Raw genomic sequence first — 19954 nt, forward strand, 5'->3', positions numbered from 1 at the left:
AAAGCAGCCCACTCGGGCTGCTTAAAACTAATAGCTTAAAACCAACAACTCAGCTTTAATCTGCCAGTAATTGATCAAATAAATCAAAAACCTTATCAAGCTCTTCAATTGTGTTGTAATGCATACAACCAATGCGTACTACACCGCCTGATTCTAATACACCTAGCTGCTTACATAAGCCTTGAGCGTAGAAGTTACCATCCCACACACAAATATGTTGCTTACCTAAAAATTCAGACACAACACGTGGCTCGATGCCTTCAAAAGTTAAAGCAAAAGTCGGTGTGCGATAAGCTATACGCTCTAGATCATCAATACCAAATAACTTGATGCGTGGGTAATCTGCTAAACGAGATAAAAAGTGCTTACTTAATGTCATTTCGTGCTGTTTAGTCATAGCAAATGCAGCAGCTAATTTTTCTCGGCGTGAATGAGTATCATCAAGCTCACTAATTGCAGCAATGTAATCAACAGCAGCAATTAATCCAGCTAGCGCTTCAAAGCTTTGTGTACCCGTTTCCCAGCGACCTGGCGCAACATCTTTTGCAGGTTCAACTTTATATGGTGTGAAACCTTCAAGATGCTCACGTTTGCCATAGACAATACCAAGGTGAGGGCCAAAGAACTTATATGCAGAGCAGGCCAAGAAGTCACAATCAAGTGCTTGTACGTCTACTAGCTCATGAGGTGCATAATGTACGGCATCAACATAAACTAGCGCACCAACAGCATGTGCAAGCTCAACGATGCGTTTAATGTCATTAATTGAACCAGTGGTGTTTGATGCATATGTCACAGCAACAAGCTTTGTTTTGCTAGATAAAAGGCTTTCAAAATGTGCCATATCTAGGCTGCAATCAGCTTCGTTGATAAGGGTAGTTTTTACTGTCGCGCCTTTATCTTCAGCAGCTTGCTGCCAAGATGATACGTTTGAGAAGTGATCAGCATTGGTGACAATAATTTCATCATCAGCAGTCCAATCACGTGAGATGGCACGACTAAAGCTAAACGTTAAGCTTGTCATGTTTGCACCAAACACGATTTGCTCTTTAGATGGCGCATTTAATAAATCGGCTGCAGCTTGGCGAGCATTTGCCATTAACTCTACCGTTTTATCACTTGAGAAAAATGCACCGCCTAAGTTTGAGTTGAAGTAACCCAAATATGCACTCATAGCGCTTAGAACTGACTGTGGTACTTGCGAGCCACCCGGACCATCAAGGAAAATCGGTGACTGACCTGCAACTTGTTGCATAAGTGCAGGGAACTGGCGACGTAATTGCGTTAAGTTCATGGTTTACCCTTACGCAGTTAGTACGAAGCAATCAAGGTAACCTTCTTTGCTTACGTCTAATTTATTCATTGGTGTAGCGTTGTGCCATACTTCACGGTCATTAATCAGTGCGAACATGCCGTCTTTAATTTCCATTTTGAAACATGGTTCAGCTTGTTGGTGTTCATAAACAAGTAGCTCACCACCCTCTAGGTTTTCGTGTGATACACCACATACGCATACGTGATCAAAACCATCTTGGTGAACACCTTCAGGTGCAGCTGGAGTGTCGCTGTCGATCGCAAGCATTCTGAACTGATGAATTTCAATAACGCGATCATCACTGATACCCGTCATATCGCGAAATTGATTAACGATTTGCTTCATGCCATCAGTCGCTAATAAGCTATCTTCTAGATTTTCATAAGTACGCTCAACATTACCTTGGAAGGTATTGATTGAGTCATCTTGCACAAATGCTTTTGTTGGTTGTAGTTTTAATTCACCATCAACAACTTTGATTACTGAATAACGACGCTTACGAAATTCACCATCTGCGTATGGGTTTGCAGGTAGGTTAGCAAAAGAAGGCTTAACTGCGTCAATATGTGCTTGGCTTACAAAACGAAGCTGTAAAAGGTTCTGGTTGTTTAATGTAGTCATTTCGATCTCGCCTTAATACGTTGAGAATATTGGCGAGGATTTTAATGCAATTGGTAGGAAATTTTTGCGTTATTATGTAAACGCTGATGATGATTTATGTAGCTTTAAGATCGTATTTATAAATATTTTAGAAATTTTATCTAAAATAAAAAGCCCGCTAAAAGCGGGCTTTCTTGTCATTTAATTTAGCTAAAATTAAACAGCTTGCTGAACGATTACTTTGTCTGCCTTTTTAGTATATTGAGGCATACGGTGGAAGTTCAGGTAACGATAAGTATCAGCTGCAGTTGCATTGATCTTATCTGCATACTCTTGGTACTCAGCAGGTGTAGGTAGTTTACCTAAGATTGCCGCTACTGCTGCAAGCTCAGCTGATGCTAAGAATACGTTAGCGCCAGTACCAAGACGGTTAGGGAAGTTACGCGTAGAGGTAGAAACAACTGTTGCTTTATCAGCAACACGTGCTTGGTTACCCATACATAGTGAACACCCTGGCGTTTCGATACGTGCACCTACGCGACCAAAGATACCGTAGTAACCTTCGTCAGTAAGCTGGTCTTTGTCCATCTTCGTTGGTGGTGCAACCCAAAGTTGAGTTGGGATACGGCCACTGAAACCATCTAGTAGTTTACCTGCAGCACGGAAGTGACCGATGTTAGTCATACAAGAACCGATGAATACTTCGTCGATTTTCTCGCCTGTTACGTCTGAAAGAAGACGCGCATCATCTGGGTCATTTGGAGCACAAAGGATTGGCTCTTTGATGTCTGCAAGATCGATTTCAAGTACGTGCTTGTACTCTGCATCTGCATCAGCTTCCATAAGTTCTGGGTTAGCTAACCACTCTTGCATTGCTGTGATACGACGCTCAATAGTACGAACATCGCCGTAACCTTCAGAGATCATCCACTTAAGCATTACGATGTTTGACTCAAGGTATTCAGCAATAGACTCTTTAGAAAGTTTAACAGTACAACCTGCCGCTGAACGCTCAGCTGATGCATCAGAAAGTTCGAAAGCTTGCTCAACCGTTAGGTGCTCAACACCTTCGATTTCTAGTACGCGACCAGAGAATTCGTTGATCTTACCTTTCTTCTCAACTGTAAGAAGACCTTCTTTGATACCGTAGTAAGGGATAGCATGAACTAGGTCACGTAGTGTGATACCTGGCTGCATTTCACCTTTGAAACGTACTAAGATTGACTCAGGCATATCAAGAGGCATTACACCTGTTGCTGCTGCGAATGCTACCGCACCTGAACCCGCTGGGAATGAAATACCTAGAGGGAAACGAGTATGTGAGTCACCACCAGTACCTACTGTATCTGGTAATAACATACGGTTTAACCATGAGTGGATTACACCGTCACCAGGACGTAGTGATACACCGCCACGGTTCATGATGAAATCAGGAAGTGTGTGGTGAGTGTTTACGTCGATTGGCTTAGGATAAGCTGATGTATGACAGAAAGACTGCATTGTTAAATCTGCAGAGAAACCTAAACACGCAAGGTCTTTAAGTTCGTCACGCGTCATAGGACCTGTTGTATCTTGCGAACCAACAGTTGTCATTTTCGGCTCACAGTATTGACCAGGACGTACGCCTGGCATGTTACATGCTTTACCAACCATCTTCTGAGCTAATGTGAAGCCTTTACCAGAGTCAGTTACAAGCGCTGGCTTACGGAAGATATCTTCTGCTTCCATACCTAGCGATGCACGTGCTTTATCAGTTAAACCACGACCAATGATCAATGGAATACGACCACCAGCACGCACTTCATCAAGAATTACGTCTGATTTAAGAGAGAAAGTCGAGATTACTTCATCAGTACCGTGACGCTTAACAACACCTTCGTATGGGAAGATATCGATTTGGTCACCCATGTTTAGCTCATCAACAGGTAGTTCGATTGGTAATGCACCAGAGTCTTCCATTGTGTTGAAGAAGATAGGAGCGATTTTACCGCCTAAACATACACCACCAACGCGTTTGTTCGGTACGTGAGGAATATCATCACCCATGAACCAAAGTACAGAGTTAGTTGCAGATTTACGAGACGAACCCGTACCAACTACATCACCAACGTATGCAAGAGGTAAACCTTTCGTTTTAAGCTCTTCTAGTTGTGAGATTGGACCAACTTCACCTGGCTTTTCAGGATTGATACCATCACGTTCGTTCTTCAGCATTGCTAAAGCGTGTAGTGGAATATCAGGGCGAGACCATGCATCTGGAGCAGGTGAAAGATCATCAGTATTTGTTTCGCCAGTTACTTTGAATACGGTAACTGAGATTTTTTCAGCAACTGCAGGCTTGTTCACAAACCACTCAGCATTTGCCCAAGATTCGATTACTTGCTTAGCAAATTCGTTACCCGCTTTCGCTTTTTCTTCTACATCATAAAAAGCATCAAACATTAATAATGTGTTTGATAAACCTTTAACAACGATTGGCGCTAACGCTTCGTCATCTAAAAGGTCAATCATAGGCGCGATGTTGTAACCACCTAGCATAGTACCAAGTAGCTCAGCTGCTTTTTCTTTTGATACAAGTGGAGAGCTCGCTTCACCTTTTGCAACTGCAGCCAAGAAACCTGCTTTGATGTAAGCAGCATCATCAACACCTGGTGGTACACGGTTAACTAGAAGATCAACGATAAACTCTTCTTCACCTGCCGGTGGATTTTTGATTAATTCAATAAGATCAGCCGTTTGCTGAGCATCTAATGGCGCTGGTACGATACCTAACGCGGCACGTTCTTCTACGTGTTTACGATATTCTTGTAGCACAATATTGCCCTCTTGGTGACGTGAAAGTACTCGGTAGTATTAAGCTAAATACCAATTAAGACCCAGTACTTATAGTATTCTGACAGTTAATTATAAAGCTTTTAAGTATAGATGAAAATCCATGCGGTAAGTAAGGAGTTTAATAGTCACTATAAATATCATGAATAGTACTAGAAAAAAACGCTATTCAAATGAATATTTATTAAGAATCATTCCTATCTAACCAATTCCTAGTACTTAGAAAAGAAAAAACCCAGCACTAGGCTGGGTTTTTAAAATTTGCGTAAAGAGTTAGATTAACGCTCTACTTTAACACGTTCAATAACAGTTACTTTCGCTTCAACACGACGGTTTTCGGCGTGAGCTTCTGGTGTGTTAGCTGGGTTTTTAAGACGCTCTTCACCCATACCAACAGTAGTTAGACGCATTGGATCAATGCCATCTTCGATTAGTTTCTTAGCAACCGCATCAGCACGTTTCTTAGATAACCACTTATTGTAGTCAGCTTTACCTACTGATGAAGAATGACCTTCAAGCACTACGTCAGTACCTGGGTGCTCTTTTAAGAATGCTGCTGCAGCATCAATATCATCTAGGTATTGTTGAGATACTTTAGATGTGTTGTTAGGGAACGTGATTAGTAAGCTCTTAGTTACTTCACGATCTTCATATAGCGTACAACCAGTGCCATCAACAGCGTCAGTCATTGGTGTATTTGCACATTGATCGTCTGCATCAGGGATATTATCGCCATCGCTATCTACTGGTTCTACAGCAACAGGAACAACCGTAGGAGCAGGCTCTACAGGCTCAGCTGGCGCGCTTTGAGCACCGAAGATGTAGCTAAGACCTAATTTAGCACCCACATCTGTATAACCACGATCTAGACCTTGGTATAAAGACGTTTCTGCATTAAATGCGAAATGCTCTGTAAAGTAGTGTTGATAACCTGCACCCACATTAGCAAACATTAAATCTTCATCAACCGCATCAAGATTTTTTAAACCAAAAATACCGTAGAAAGGACCACCACCAAAGTGGTAAAGACCATCAATACCGTAACGCTTACCACTTTCTGAACCACTCATCGACGTACCGTCGTTTAATTCAGCTTTCCAGTCAAAATCCATATCAGCGTATTCTAGACGCGCACTCCAGTAATCACTGAAGCGGTAACCTAACTCTAGACCCCAGCCTGTTGAATCATCAACATCAAGACCGCCTGGTGCGTAGTCACGAACATTTTCCCATGAATTATCATAGTAATCGCCAAACGCACCAATATAAAAACCTTGCTTTTCAGCAGCGAAGCTAGAAGCACTTGTTGCAGCAAGAGCTAAAGCTATAGTTAGTGATTTTAGTTTCATGTTTCCTTCCCTTCCATTTAAGTAACTAAAGGCTGTGTAGCCTAAACTCTGTCAAGATAGATGATGAGTAATTAATCCAAACTTAATAAACTAAAACTACAATAAATTTGTTAATTTCAAAACACCACCTAAAAAAGTGACGTTTAGCACCGTCGAAATGCCTTAGAATGCCATACCAAATTAACAGTGCTCAAAAAAACTCTAATTTACCTAGTGATAATTACACGAGATAACAATAAGAACATAGTACAATAATCACCCATTTGCTGCGATGATTCAAATCAATATAAGTGTACCTTATTTTTATACCATGCCGTATACCTTTAAGAGTATCGCGTTTATTAAAAAAGTAAATGCGTTTTTAAGGTATAAAAAAAGCTGAACCATAAAAATAGTTCAGCTTTAATCTCAAGATTATTAATAAATTACAATAAGCTAATAGTAATCTATTACTTACGCATAACCTTTACACGTTCAACCGTACTAATTTGTGCTTCAACACGACGATTTTCTGCATGCGCTTCAAGCGTATATGCTTTGTTCTTCAGGCGTTCTTCACCATAACCAACCGTAGAGATTCTATCTGATGAGATACCGTCTTTAACTAACTCTTCAGCTACATCTTTAGCACGTTTTTCAGAAAGCTTCATGTTGTAATCCGCATCACCAACTGCTGATGCATGACCTTCAAGAACAACTGATGTGCCTTCGTTTTCTTTCATAAATGCTGCAACATCAGCAATATCGCTGAAGTATTTATTTGGTACTTCTGCAACATCATGCGGGAAAGTAACTAGTAAAGTGATTGTTGCCTCTTTTTCTTCATAAAGAGTACAGCCCTTGCTATCTACCGCATCAGTCATTGGTGTATTTGCGCATTGGTCATCAGCGTCCATTACGCCATCGTTATCGCTATCTGTAGGTCCACTTACTACAGGAGCTGGCTCAACAGGAGCCGCAGAGCTGCTTTGATCACCAAAGATATAGCTTAAACCTAACTTAGCACCCACATCGGTATAACCACGATCAAGGCCTTGGTACAAAGAAGTTTCGGCATTGAAAGCAAAGTTATCTGTGAAGTAGTGTTGGTAGCCAGCACCAACGTTTGCAAACATTAAATCCTCATCAACAGCATCAAGGTTTTTCAAACCAAAAATACCGTAAAATGGGCCACCACCGAAGTGATATAAACCATCAATACCGTAACGCTTACCACTTTCAGAACCGCTCATCGATGTGCCATCGTTTAGTTCAGCGGTCCAGTCAAAATCCATATCAGCATATTCTAAGCGAGCACTCCAGTAATCGCTAAAGCGATAACCCAGCTCTAAACCCCAGCCTGTTGAATCATCAACATCAAGGCCGCCTGGTGCGTAATCGCGAACATTTTCCCATGAATTATCATAGTAATCGCCAAATGCGCCGATATAAAAACCTTGTTTCTCAGCAGCAAATGTTGAAGCACTAGTTGCAGCAAGTGCCAAAGCTATAGTCAGTGATTTCAGTTTCATTGTTTCCTTCCCATTTTCATAATAAAGCTCGTAAGAGCTCGTATTTTTTGAGTAATCAAAACTTTAACAATACAAAAAACGATTAGTTACTTTGCATTGACATTCAACTTATTAATTAATCCATAACTATTAAGGTACTAATAATAGCCTAGCCTAATTTCGTAGATAAGCGATTAAATGTATGACCAAACCAGCTTCGAATACCGTATGAGATCATCTTTTAAAGCAATAGATTAGCCTAAAATCTATAATACCACCGCCTATTAGAGCGCTCAATCAGCATACAGTTAAATTCAATAAATAGGAATTTTCCTAGTTAATTTAAATGACTAGGTCCCACAAAAAGTTTGATAATTTTTATCATAATCTTTTGGGGCCTGAAGCCATTCAAAGTGACGCTCATCGTAAACATATGGATCGTTGAATGCTTCTAAAAAGGCGTCTTTTAATGAACTTTCTCCCGATGCTTCGTATTCCGCTAGGATCATTTCAATAGTATGATTACGTGGAATGACTGCAGGATTAACAGCGCGCATAGTTTCATAACTTTTAGACGAAATCCTCACGTTCCACTTTTTATGCCACTCTTTTAAACTAGTTGGAATTGCAAAATCCGCAAGTAAAGATTCAGTCAGAGCATTGAAAGTATTAGTATAATCGAGCTGATGTTGCTTCATTAAACCTAGCAACTCTGAAACTAAAGCATGATCGCCTTCGTGCTGACCAGCTAATCCTAATTTCTGCTGCCACATAGTATTAAATGCATCATTAAATTTAGCTGCAAAGCCATTTACAACCGGTGAGAGTTGTTCGACGGCACTCTCTTGATCAGCAAATAACGGAATTAAGCTTTCAGCCAAGCGTGCAATATTCCAATTAGCAATATTCGGTTGATTTCCAAATGCATAACGCCCTTGATGGTCAATCGAACTAAATACCGTGTCTAGGTCAAACTGATTCATCATCGCACAAGGGCCATAGTCAATGGTTTCACCACTAATCAAGGTATTATCTGTGTTCATCACACCGTGTATAAAGCCAATTCGCATCCAACTGATAACCAGCTCTATTTGCTTATCGAGTACAGCAGTTAAAAACTCAATATAACGCTGCTCACCCGTACTGCTAATGTCAGGAAAATGACAATTAATTGCGTAATCAACGAGCTTCTCTAGCCCTTCTATATCACCTTGTGTAGCTAAGTATTGAAATGAACCAACACGGATGTGACTTTTAGCTAGGCGAGTAACAACTGCCCCCGGGCGTGGTGGCTGACGATATACCGTTTCGCCAGTTGTAACCACAGCTAAACAGCGCGTAGTTGCGATGCCAAGCGCATGAAGTGCCTCACTCATAATGTACTCTCGAACAGCTGGACCAATGGCACAGCGACCATCACCACCGCGCGAGAACACTGTTGCTCCAGCGCCTTTTAGCTGCAAGTCCCACAATGTGCCATCTTTATCTGCAATAGCCCCAAGTAAATGCGCTCTACCATCACCAAGACGCGGTGAAAAATAACCAAATTGATGACCTGAGTAACCAAGAGCAACCGGCGCAACGTCGTTATCTATCGTTGAACCAGATAGCAATTTAGCTAAAAATTCGCTGTCGTGTTTAATTGCGAAATTATCAGCTAGCTTGTCATTAAATAGCAGTAATTGCGGCTCGGCAACGGCGCTCGGCATATCCTTGATAGCAAGTAGTTCACTAATATCTGTGTATCGAGTTTGCAGTTTCATAACTGTCCTTAACGTGTTGCGACACCCACACGATTATCGCCTACACCATAGGCCACTAGTTGGCTTAGTGCCTGCAGGCTGTAACCGCTTTGCTGTTGTAATTCGTTGAAAAAATCTTGCGCTGCTTGCAGTGACTTTTTAGTTTGTAAGCCGCCATCTATCAACTCATGGGCACGCAAATAGGCTTCTACATCCCGAGAAAGTAAAAAAGTATCTTTACCAAGCGCTCGTAAAGCGTATGGGCCAGTATTTCCCCCTAAACGCGCACCATGCTTTTTAAGATAAGCCCACAAACCAATAATATTGTCAGTAGGCCAATCTGCAATAAATTGGCTAAAGCTGCCATGCTTCTCAGCAACTTCGTGGATCATGTACGCATTTTCTGGGATCGTTTGTACTTTTTTAAAATTACGAACAATTCGCTCATCACTGGCTTTTTGCTCGAGCATATCTGGCGGCATCATCAACAATTTTTCTACACTGAAATCCCAAAACACATCACGAAAACCAGCCCATTTATTATTGATAACAGACCAATAAAAACCGCTTTGAAAGACTTTACGCGTGAACTCTTCTAACCATAAATCGTCATGCATTTTAGCAATATCAGCATCGTCGAGCGGGTTTGATAACAGTGCTTGCAGCATTTCTTCACTGCCCTTTCGAGATACGGCTCGTTGATAAATATCGTTAAATTTTTCCATCATTTTTCCAATTGATTTGGTTAGCGCTAAGTGTACGTAAAAACACGGTTATACGTAACCATGTTGCAAATTCGGTCACTAAAAAACAAATTCCTCGCCTTGACACCTAGACGGCTAAAATGCTTTAATCGCTGCAAATACCCTATTTAACTATGTTGGCTTTAACCTTTAAAGCGAGCATAAAGGGCTGGAAGAGGTGCGTTATTCAGGTAGCGTATGGGAAGAGCACAGACTCTGTTGATCATACGTGAGGGGAATTAACGCCGAGAAGTAACACCGTTTGTGAGGTGCTTATTTCGGGCGACTGGGCTGAATCCCAGCGACTGTCACCAACAATAGCAAAGCGCTATTGATTAGTTTGGTGGAGAGCTTCTGGTCTTAGTATAATAAGGCCGTCGCGTCTTTATTATTTTAAGCCCATTCGCTCTTCGAATTATACCTTGTTCGAACGACGACATGCGGCTCCATTCAAATGTTCCCGCATAAACTCTTCGAATACCTTATAAGTTCGTGAGAGATGATCAACAATTTTGATTTAAACGACTATCCATTATGGACAGCGCTTGTCACGCCATTTTCTGAATCTGGCGAGGTCGATTACACGGCCCTTGAACAACTGGTCGCTGAGCAGCAAGATGCAAATAACGGCATTTTATTACTTGGCAGTACCGGTGAAGGACTGGCGCTTTCACTCAAAGAGCAACAAGCCATCGTTGAGCATGTTTCCCAATTAGCACCGAGTGTACCACTCATGGTTGCTGTGGGCGGCATGAACCTCAAGCAACAAGTTGCTTGGGTTGAATACTGCAACCAACTACCTATTCATGGCTATCTATTGGGCTCACCTCTGTATGCAAAACCTGGGGTAGTTGGCCAAACACATTGGTTTGAAAGCCTTCTTGATGCAAGTAATCACCCATGTATGCTGTATAACGTACCTGGACGCAGTGCAGTTGAGATTTCACCGCAGGTGATCAAAAACCTTGCTGACCACAAAAATCTTTGGGCTTTAAAAGAAGCCAGTGGCGACATTAGCAAATTTGAAGGCTTTAGAACGGCATCGCCAACACTGGCCATATTTAGTGGCGATGATGCTCTTATGCCGTATTTTGCTCAAGCAGGAGCAAAAGGTTTAGTTTCGGTTGCCGCGAATGCTTGGCCGAGTCAAACCCATGAGTTTGTTAAACGCAGTTTAAGTGGTCAATACCCAAATCTATTCACCGATTGGTCGCAAGCGATTCAAAGTTTATTCGCTGTGGCAAATCCAATCCCCGTAAAAGTACTGATGCACCTGCAAGGTAAAATAAATACCCCGCATTTACGTCCGCCGCTTACGCATTTAGAGCTTGAGCAAACAGACAGCATCACCCACGCAAACAACACAATTTTATCTTGGAACTAAAAACAGGTTTTATCATGAGCTGGTTAGAATTATTAAACAACTTAGAATCAGGCGCAGTTCGCGCGGCAACACAGGACGAGAACGGCAACTGGCACGCCAATGTTGAAGTTAAACAAGGCATTTTAGAAGCCTTTAAAAATGGCACAAACACTGAGTTCCCGGGTGGTTTTGTTGATAAGCACAACTTAGCTCCACAAGGCTTTGCAGCCGATGCTGGCGTGCGTATAGTACCAGGTGGTAGCAGTGTTCGTCGTGGCGCACACGTTGCTAAAGGCACCATTATCATGCCACCAGCATATGTAAATATTGGCGCGTTCATCGACGAAGGCACGATGGTCGACAGCCACGCATTAGTGGGTTCATGCGCACAAGTGGGTAAAAATGTTCATCTAAGTGCAGCAGTACAATTAGGTGGTGTGCTTGAGCCAATTGGTGCCAGCCCTGTGGTTATTGAAGATGACGCATTCATCGGTGCAGGCTGCGTTATTGTTGAAGGTGTGGTTGTGAAAAAAGGTGCTGTACTTGCGCCGGGTGTACGCTTATCGGCAACCATTCCTGTTTACGATTGCGTTAACGAGCGCCAGCTAGACAAAGGTGAAGCCATCCCAGAAAACGCGATTGTGATCCCAGGCTCTCGCCCAGCTTCAAATGCATGGGCTCGTGAACAAGGTCTTAGCATGTCGTGTGCATTGATCGTGAAATACCGTGATGAACAAAGCGATGCATCATTACTGTTAGAAGAGGTTTTACGTTAATGAGCTTTTTGAGCACGCCCATCAAGCAAGCGGTTGAGCAAGTTTCAACGCATCTTGATACGCCATTTTTTATCTATGATTTAGATAAATTAACTGCACATTTAAATCAACTGACTGCGCAAACCGATGTGAAACTTTGGTATGCCGTTAAGGCCAACCCGTTGTCTCGCATAATTCAATGTTTAGACAGCACAGGATTTAACTTTGATGTTGCAAGTAAAGGTGAACTTGAGCAAGTACTTGCCCAAGGCATCGATAGCGAGCGCGTGCTCAACACAGGGCCTGCAAAGAGCCCTAAACAAATTTCACATTTTATTGCTCGCGGCGTACGTACTTTTGTCGCCGAGAGCATTAACCAAGTACGCTGGTTAAACGAACAAGCAACAAAAGCAAATTGTCAGCTGCAAGTTCTATTGCGTGTTCAACTTCGTTGGCCAGACAGCGAAAAGAATCCACTCGGTGGTGATAGCCTCACCCCCTTTGGTTTAGGCTGTGATGAGTGGCAAGCACTTACTGCAAGTGATTACCCTGCTCTTAGCTTTGATGGTCTGCATATTTTCCAATGGGGCAATATGCTGAGCACTGACAAGCTCGCCGAGCTATGGCGCGCGATGATTGCGCCACTGCAACAGCTAGCACGCTCATTAAACATTAACCTTAATATTCTCGACTTAGGGGGTGGCTTAGGCATTCCTTATACTCAAGATGCTAACCGACTCGATTGGTCTGCACTTATTGAGACTTTGGCTAGCATTAAAGCAGATGCCGGTGTCAAAGAGCTTTGGATGGAACTTGGCCGCTATGCGGTGGGCGAATGCGGCCATTACGCAACGCCAGTGGTTGAGCGTAAAGTAAATTACAATCAACAGCAGGTGATTTTATCAGGCGGTATTAACCATTTACTTCGCCCAGCTGTGACAAGCCAAGATTTCCCTGCGGCCTTACTTCGCGAATCGACGGCTGAGCCTGCGGCAATGACTTTATACGGCCCGCTTTGCACCGCCCTTGATTGCTTAGGTGAACACCAATTAGCGAGCGATTTAAATGAGCAAGACTGGTTGGTATTCAGCCAATGTGGCGCGTATGGCTTTACCGAAAGTATGCCATACTTTTTATGCCACGAATTAGCGGCTGAATACATCCTTGAACAAGGCAATATTGAGTGCATTCGTAGCGCTGAAGATGCCAGCTATTATTTAAGGTAATCGCCATGAGTAAAGAATTAATCAGCCAAGAGAATATTGTGGTTGGCGAGATTGCCAACGGCCTACCTCTGACAATCCCAGTGTATCGCTTAAAAGGGGATGGCACAGGCCCAAACGTGTATATACAAGCCAATATGCACGGCGCTGAAGTACAAGGTAATGCAGTAATTTATCAATTGCTTGAGCAGCTAAAATCACTCAAGCTGCGTGGCGATATTACCCTAGTGCCTTATGCCAACCCTATTGGTTGCAATCAAAAATCAGGTGAGTTTACTTTAGGTCGCTTCGATCCAATTACGGGCACCAACTGGAACCGCATGTACCGCTTTAATAAAGCATTACCGTCACAGGTTGCTGAACAGCATAAAGACTGTGATGATGCGACCCTTAAAGCGGCGTTTAAACAGGCACTCGTTGCTGACATCGATAGTCAATTAACGGGCCCTGATTACAGCCTAACAACGGGTAAGCGTATTGCCCTTAACTTGCAAAAGCTTGCCCATCAGGCAGATATTGTTTTAGACCTTCACACTGGGCCTATCTCAAGTCAGCACTTATATTGCCCTGAATACGCCAAAGACAGCGCGAGCTACTTCAACATCGAACATGTGTTATTGATCCCAAGTGATTTTGATGGCGCGATGGATGAAGCGAGTTTCTGTCCATGGTGGTCACTGTCTGAAGAGCTTGGCAAACAAGGCCGTGAATTTGCTGTTCAAGTAGAAGCATTCACCGTTGAGCTAGGTAGCCAAGAAAAAATCGATTTAAGTGCGGCTCATGAAGATGCAAATAGCATTTTAAGTTACCTCAATCACAAAGAGGTATTAGTTGATGCTGCGTATCATCCAAAAGCGATGACACGCTATGCCTGCATGCTTGAAGATTATGTAGCTTACTATGCACCTATGGGTGGCATGGTTGAATACCTTGCCCCACTGGGCGGCCATTTTAAAGCAGGTGAGCCTATCGCTCATATTTTAAGAATGGAGCGCTACCTTTCTGAGCAGCCGCTACAAACATTAAGTTTTGATAAAGACGCCATTGCTATTTTGCATTTTGCTTCAGCAAGCGTGAATCAAGGTACCGAACTTTATAAGTTTTTTACCAATGTATTTGAGCTATAAGCTCATCCCTTCTCATTGCGTGAGAGTCAACGGCTTATGCTCTTAGGCCGTTACAGCAGGGCTCCAAGCTTAGCTTGGGGCTCTCTATTTACCTAAAATTTCAACAATTCAGTACAAGTTCACGGTTACTTATGTAAAAATCGTTATAATTATACCTACTTACAAGTCTACTGAAAGGGAACTGCAATGGGATGGCGCATTTGGCTGGCAGCCGCTGGCTTATTTTCTGTACCTGTATTTGCTCAAACTGAACAACCACAAACTAACGAACAAGATGATGCACTAGAACTCGTAAAGCAGTGTATTTTGAACGAAGCTATTGGCGGTGACGGCAAGCAAACACTCGAAGAACTTCGTAAAAAGTGCTCTGATTTAGATGAAAGCAAAAAGCTCACCGCTTTAGACAAACGTAAAGCGCGTGAAGAAGTAAGTAAGAAAAACCGTAATGTGATCACCCCACATAAGCGTAACTATATTTTACCGCTTTCTTACGTATCTAATCCGAATGAGCGCCCTTTTGATGGTTTAAAGGATCTTGCTGAGCAAACTGATGGCGAGCCACTTGATAATCTTGAAGTAAAATACCAATTATCAATCAAAGTGCCTATCTTCGAAGGCTTCTCAGATAAAGACCAAGGCGTATTTTTTGCATTTACCATGCAATCGTTTTGGCAGTTTTATAACAAAGATATTTCATCACCGTTTCGTGAAACAAACTACGAACCAGAGATCTTCTGGGTGAACTACCTTGATCCTGAGCATGTGCTTTGGGGCGATGAAATGGCGATTGCAATTGGTGCTTCACATCAATCTAATGGCCGCAGCCAGCCTAATTCACGTTCGTGGAACCGTATTTATGCTGACTTCTTATGGGAAAAAGATGGCTTTGTATTTAGCTTTAAGCCTTGGTACCGCATTCCTGAAGATAAAAAAGATGATGAACTAGAAGCTAAAGGTGATGACAACCCTGATATCTACAAATACATGGGTTACTTTGAATTCTCGGGTGCATACCGTTACAACGAGCATGAGTTTAGCTTTATGACCCGTAATAACTTAAATTCAGATAACCGCGGCGCAATCCAACTAGACTGGTCTTTCCCTCTTTGGGGCCGATTACGTGGCTACGCACAATACTTCAATGGTTATGGCGAGAGCTTGATTGATTACAACGCTGATATTGAACGTTTTGGTGTGGGTATTCTGTTAACTGACTTACTTTAATTGTTATGTTAACTGACTTGCTTTAACTTAAAGAGCGAGCTTTAGTTAGCTCGCTCTGAATATTCGTTATTTTTTAACGATGAAGTGACCTTCAAATTCTGCTACTAGCACATCACCATCGTATACATTCACTGGCACATGGTAGCTTGCTTTGCCATTGTCCTCTAGCTCCGCCAACTTGCCTTTACAGCCAGCCAACTCAACACTCCCGCGAGGATCGTTATTCAGTGGTTTAAGGTATTTAATGTTGGCATCTGCTAACACGATATTCCCTTCAAGGCCAGCTTCTTTAAGCGCTAGGTAAGTTGCGCCCCAGCCTGTTAAGGTCGCTAAACTATAAATCGAGCCGGCAAACATAGTGTTATGAAGATTTAAGTTCGCATCTAGATCAGCGCGCGTAGTAAACTGCCAATCGGTATAGCTTTCTACTTTTATTCCCATTGCATCACTGATAGGGATCGACTCACGCCACGTATTTTGTAGTACTTGTGTCCAGTTTGGATGACGGAACCAACCCGGCTCAGAGGGTTTTTGTTTTACCATTTTCCAATGCTGTACATCGTCATAGGCAAGGTGTGCTTTTTCTTTTAATTCGTAGCCATGACGCTTATAGAAATCAAGGGCTCGCTCACGAGCAAACAATACCAGTTCATCTGCATCTTGAGTCCATGCGATTTTTTCTAATTCATGTAATAAACGGCTACCAATATGCTGGTTACGATTACCTTCAGCAACCGCCATATAACGAACTTGCGCTTGCTGATGATTATTAAAATGCAGGCGAGCTACGCCTAATACTTCGCCATCATTATTTTTGATAAAGCGGTGCTCTGCGTCTTGCTCTAAGTCATCTTGTTCAGAACCGCGCGGCTCGCCCCAGGGTGCTCTTAAAACCTGCCAACGTAATGAATAGTATGCTTGCCAATCTTCGCTGCTTTGCGGGGTGGTCACTTTAAACATAAAAACTCCTGTGATAATTCAGCCACGGGTCTGTTGTTTTTCTGTCGTGGCCTTTGCAATGCGAATTACGATACGCGATCTTCTATCAAGTTGGAATAATACTTTGGTGACCCAGCCTAAATTATTATTCATGGCTGTAAAAACTAATGCACAATTTCACTTTATGCTTACTGGTCTATGCTGAAATAATTGTCTAATTATTATAATAACACGCTAAAGGCCCGAAATATGGAACATTTTCTTGAACCCAGTGGCGCAGTAAAACATAGTTTTATTGAGGACTGTCACCGATTAGGGCAGCTCATTTATTGGCATAAACAAGGCAATTACAGTATTCAAGTTAGGCAACTTAACCAATTACGCTGGTTACTGATCAACGAAACCCTGCAATCGGTCATTGAAAAACGCCGACCTGCCAGATTACTTTTCCCTCATTTACAATACCTTGCAAAGCTTTGGCAAGACTTAGAGGAACCGAAAAAGATTTTAGAATTAGGCCTAGGTGGTGGTGCTATTCGTAACTACTTACAGCACACCTACCCTGATAGCCAACTGACATCGGTTGATAAAAACCCCGACATAATTCACTGCTATAAACGTTACTTTGGTGGCGACCATGCCAGTAACCTGCACTGTTTTGATGCGCAGCAAGTATTAGAGCAAAACAACGAATACAATTGGATCATCTTAGATTTATTCAGTGAGGTAGATGCACCATTATTTTTATACAAGCACCTGTTTTACACCAAACTAAGAGCAGCGATGGCAAAAGATGGCTTGTTGTTCATTAATTTTTTATCTAATCACCCATCGCAACTAAAGCAACTTGAGCACCTGCTAATCACCGAGTTTGGCAAGCGCCCAAGCATTGTAAAAATCCCCGACTACGTGAATCATATCGTGATGATCAAAAAGTAGTTGTCTGTTAAATAGATAAATTAAAAGTAACGGGACCATCGTTACATAGGCTTACTTGCATATCAGCACCAAACTGCCCTGTAGCTACTGTTAAGCCTGCTTTTTTAGCCTCTGCAATAAAATACTCATAGAGTGTATTGGCTTGTTCTGGCGTGCCAGCACTTGAAAAGCTCGGACGCATACCCTTTTTAGTGTCGGCTGCTAAGGTAAACTGCGAAACCACTAAAAGCTCACCTTTGATATCGTTCAAACTTAAGTTCATCTTTCCTTGTTCATCTGTAAAAATGCGGTAATTGCTGACTTTGTGTAAAAGCTTCTGGGCGCTTTGCTCGGTGTCCTGTTTTTCAACACCTAATAGCAGCAAAATACCGTTTGAAATTTCACCCACTACTTCACCTGCCACTTCTACTTTTGCCTGTTTTACTCTTTGAATTAAGCCTTGCATTGATCCCTCGATAACTTGATATACATTAAATCTGCGGCACGTCGCATTGCCGCCAAATATACCTGATTATCGCTGCTGTGCCCAATGCCATCTAAAATCAATAATTGTGCATTTAACTGCTCAGCAAGCTGCTGTACGGCACTATATCGACAAATCAAATCAGCGCGGCCATGAATAAACCAAATCGGTAAATGAGTCAGTAAATGTGCATTTTCTGCGATAAAGCCTTCTTCAATGAAACAGTGATGACGAAAGTAATGCACCATTAACCTTGCTTGGTTTAACCCGACATGGGGCTCCTGTAAACTCCAGTTTGTTAACGGCTCACCATGACATAATACCTGCTCCCAATGACACCATAACTTGGCAAATTTACTAGCTTTAATTTGATCGTCACTGTTTAGTTGCTGCTGATAAAAGTCGAGTAAGGCGTGCCAATCAGTGTAATTATGTGCAAATTCATTAAAGCACTCAGGGTAAAAATGCGCGCCGGCTCCTTTTGTTGTGTAAAGCCACTCGAAGTCACTGTTACATGCTAAAAAGCTAGCCCGTAAAATAAGCCCTGCAACATGCTCTTGGTGATAAATAGCATAGACAAGTGCCAAAGTGGCCCCCCATGACTCACCACACACCAGCCACTTTTCAATACCCAGTTGCTGGCGTAAATACTCGAGATCGGCAACTAATTCTGAGGTGGTATTGGTTGAACTATCATGGGGTGTTGAGTGACCGCAACCGCGCTGACTGAACATGATCACTCGAAAACGTTCTAAGTCGAAAAAGCGGCAATTTTCAGGGCATAGACCCGCACCAGGACCGCCATGGCATAACACCACAGCAATCCCTGTAGACGCACCATATTCTTGCACATGGATTTGATGACCATCGCCAACACTTAAGTGATAATCACGGTTGGCAACATATTGTGGATGTAACTGCACCTCGCTCTCCTTAGGTGCAGTGAATTTAAACCTCTATATCAGGCGTGTCCTCGATATTCTCAGGGCTGATACATACAGTAAATTCTGCACCGAGTAATACGACAATCCACGACAAATACACCCATACAAATAAAATAGGGATTGTCGCCAACGCCCCATAAATAACTTCGTATGATGGGAAGTGGCTGATGTACAAAGCAAAGCCTTTTTTTGTCAGCTCAAACAACATAGCTGCAAACAAAGCGCCCGGAATTGCCGCTCTAAATGGAACTCGTGTGTTAGGAACTAAAGTATAGAGCATAATGAAGCCAATCATTGAAATTATGTAAGGTAATAATTTCAATAAAAAGCCGCTAAAGCCGGGAATGCCTTGATCGGCAAACGACACTAACGACACGATGTATGAAGTAACACCAATACTAGCCCCTAATAATACAGGGCCTAGACTAAGCACCATCCAATAAACGGCAAACGAAATCATCATTGGGCGCTTTTTCTTAATACGCCAAATTCGATTTAATGTAGCATCGACATTGCGAATAAGTAACAAGGATACCGCCGCTAAAAAGCCCACACCAACGGCAGTCATTTTATTCGCATTACCGGCAAAGGCGCTGATATGCTCTTTAATTACATCTGTAGAGGTCGGCACAAGATTAGTAAACAAGAAGTTTTCTATAGTCACTAACGTGCTTTCAAATCCTGGGAAAGCAGAAAAAATAGCCACACCAACCGCCACTAAAGGCACGATTGATAATAAGGTTACATAAGCCAAATAACCCGCATTGACTGTGATTTGATCGTCAATACAACGATTGAGATACTGCATCCACCAAGCAGGTTGTTGTTTTAAGAAAATGCTTATTTGCAGCTTATACCGACTGAGCTTCTCGTCCATAGAATCTAATTTCTGCTAAAATGTTTTGA

Annotated in this window: 17 protein-coding genes and 1 riboswitch; of the genes, 6 read left to right on the forward strand and 11 right to left on the reverse strand. The window is 42.4% G+C overall.

The genetic code is table 11. From position 1 onward, the window contains the following. Positions 1 to 55 precede the first annotated feature (55 nt). The 7 genes from L1266_RS13035 to L1266_RS13065 all read right to left on the reverse strand — a co-directional run bounded on the left by L1266_RS13035 (position 56) and on the right by L1266_RS13065 (position 10053). Positions 56 to 1294, reverse strand: a complete 1239-nt coding sequence (locus L1266_RS13035) for a cysteine desulfurase-like protein (protein WP_235377665.1) — start codon at positions 1292 to 1294, stop codon at positions 56 to 58. 9 nt (positions 1295 to 1303) lie between these two features. Further along, positions 1304 to 1936: a 2OG-Fe dioxygenase family protein gene (locus tag L1266_RS13040; RefSeq protein WP_235377666.1), complete on the reverse strand. Its 633-nt coding sequence runs from the start codon at positions 1934 to 1936 to the stop codon at positions 1304 to 1306. 195 nt (positions 1937 to 2131) lie between these two features. Beyond that, positions 2132 to 4729: a bifunctional aconitate hydratase 2/2-methylisocitrate dehydratase gene (gene acnB, locus L1266_RS13045; RefSeq protein ID WP_054552411.1), complete on the reverse strand. Its 2598-nt coding sequence runs from the start codon at positions 4727 to 4729 to the stop codon at positions 2132 to 2134. A 296-nt stretch (positions 4730 to 5025) separates the two neighbouring features. Next, a complete protein-coding gene (locus L1266_RS13050; protein WP_054552410.1) occupies positions 5026 to 6096 on the reverse strand; it encodes an OmpA family protein in 1071 nt (356 codons plus the stop codon). 449 nt (positions 6097 to 6545) lie between these two features. Then, entirely contained in the window at positions 6546 to 7607 is a 1062-nt protein-coding gene (locus tag L1266_RS13055; RefSeq protein ID WP_054552409.1) for an OmpA family protein, read from the reverse strand. Positions 7608 to 7936: 329 nt separating this feature from the next. Beyond that, positions 7937 to 9349: a protein adenylyltransferase SelO gene (locus tag L1266_RS13060; RefSeq protein WP_235377667.1), complete on the reverse strand. Its 1413-nt coding sequence runs from the start codon at positions 9347 to 9349 to the stop codon at positions 7937 to 7939. 8 nt (positions 9350 to 9357) lie between these two features. Continuing rightward, positions 9358 to 10053 carry a DNA-3-methyladenine glycosylase I gene (locus L1266_RS13065; protein ID WP_054552407.1) on the reverse strand — a complete coding sequence of 232 codons (696 nt, stop codon included), beginning with the start codon at positions 10051 to 10053 and terminating at the stop codon, positions 9358 to 9360. Between the two features lie 183 nt (positions 10054 to 10236). Then, positions 10237 to 10433: riboswitch (Lysine riboswitch) on the forward strand. A 137-nt stretch (positions 10434 to 10570) separates the two neighbouring features. On the opposite strand from L1266_RS13065, the gene dapA reads away from it, so the two are divergent. The 5 genes from dapA to L1266_RS13090 all read left to right on the forward strand — a co-directional run bounded on the left by dapA (position 10571) and on the right by L1266_RS13090 (position 15763). Beyond that, positions 10571 to 11455 carry a 4-hydroxy-tetrahydrodipicolinate synthase gene (dapA, locus tag L1266_RS13070; RefSeq protein ID WP_235377668.1) on the forward strand — a complete coding sequence of 295 codons (885 nt, stop codon included), beginning with the start codon at positions 10571 to 10573 and terminating at the stop codon, positions 11453 to 11455. A 14-nt stretch (positions 11456 to 11469) separates the two neighbouring features. Beyond that, positions 11470 to 12210: a 2,3,4,5-tetrahydropyridine-2,6-dicarboxylate N-succinyltransferase gene (locus tag L1266_RS13075; protein ID WP_235377669.1), complete on the forward strand. Its 741-nt coding sequence runs from the start codon at positions 11470 to 11472 to the stop codon at positions 12208 to 12210. Further along, positions 12210 to 13415, forward strand: coding sequence for a PLP-dependent decarboxylase (locus tag L1266_RS13080; RefSeq protein ID WP_235377670.1), 1206 nt, complete (start codon positions 12210 to 12212; stop codon positions 13413 to 13415). Before L1266_RS13075 ends, L1266_RS13080 begins: the two co-directional genes overlap by 1 nt. Before the next feature lie 5 nt (positions 13416 to 13420). Further along, positions 13421 to 14539 (forward strand): succinylglutamate desuccinylase/aspartoacylase family protein, encoded by a 1119-nt coding sequence (locus tag L1266_RS13085; protein ID WP_235377671.1) that lies wholly within the window; start codon positions 13421 to 13423, stop codon positions 14537 to 14539. Between the two features lie 186 nt (positions 14540 to 14725). After that, a complete protein-coding gene (locus L1266_RS13090) occupies positions 14726 to 15763 on the forward strand; it encodes a phospholipase A (protein WP_194442218.1) in 1038 nt (345 codons plus the stop codon). Between the two features lie 66 nt (positions 15764 to 15829). Here L1266_RS13090 and L1266_RS13095 read toward each other — a convergent pair whose 3' ends face one another. Beyond that, entirely contained in the window at positions 15830 to 16723 is an 894-nt protein-coding gene (locus L1266_RS13095) for a bifunctional GNAT family N-acetyltransferase/hotdog fold thioesterase (protein WP_054552401.1), read from the reverse strand. A 228-nt stretch (positions 16724 to 16951) separates the two neighbouring features. On the opposite strand from L1266_RS13095, the gene L1266_RS13100 reads away from it, so the two are divergent. Next, the gene (locus L1266_RS13100; RefSeq protein WP_138618022.1) at positions 16952 to 17641 is read left to right on the forward strand and encodes a spermidine synthase; all 690 of its coding nucleotides are present in this window, start codon (positions 16952 to 16954) and stop codon (positions 17639 to 17641) included. Between the two features lie 7 nt (positions 17642 to 17648). Here L1266_RS13100 and dtd read toward each other — a convergent pair whose 3' ends face one another. From dtd to L1266_RS13115, 3 genes are read right to left on the reverse strand one after another with little or no spacing between them, the layout of a single operon-like run. Then, the gene (gene dtd, locus L1266_RS13105) at positions 17649 to 18086 is read right to left on the reverse strand and encodes a D-aminoacyl-tRNA deacylase (protein WP_054552399.1); all 438 of its coding nucleotides are present in this window, start codon (positions 18084 to 18086) and stop codon (positions 17649 to 17651) included. Further along, on the reverse strand, positions 18074 to 19027 hold the full coding sequence (locus L1266_RS13110) for an alpha/beta fold hydrolase (RefSeq protein WP_235377672.1): 954 nt from the start codon (positions 19025 to 19027) through the stop codon (positions 18074 to 18076). Before L1266_RS13110 ends, dtd begins: the two co-directional genes overlap by 13 nt. 25 nt (positions 19028 to 19052) lie before the next feature. Further along, positions 19053 to 19925 (reverse strand): virulence factor BrkB family protein, encoded by an 873-nt coding sequence (locus tag L1266_RS13115; RefSeq protein ID WP_054552397.1) that lies wholly within the window; start codon positions 19923 to 19925, stop codon positions 19053 to 19055. Between the last annotated feature and the right edge of the window lie 29 nt (positions 19926 to 19954).

This window comes from Pseudoalteromonas sp. Cn5-37, from assembly GCF_021532495.1.
GTDB lineage: Bacteria > Pseudomonadota > Gammaproteobacteria > Enterobacterales > Alteromonadaceae > Pseudoalteromonas > Pseudoalteromonas simplex.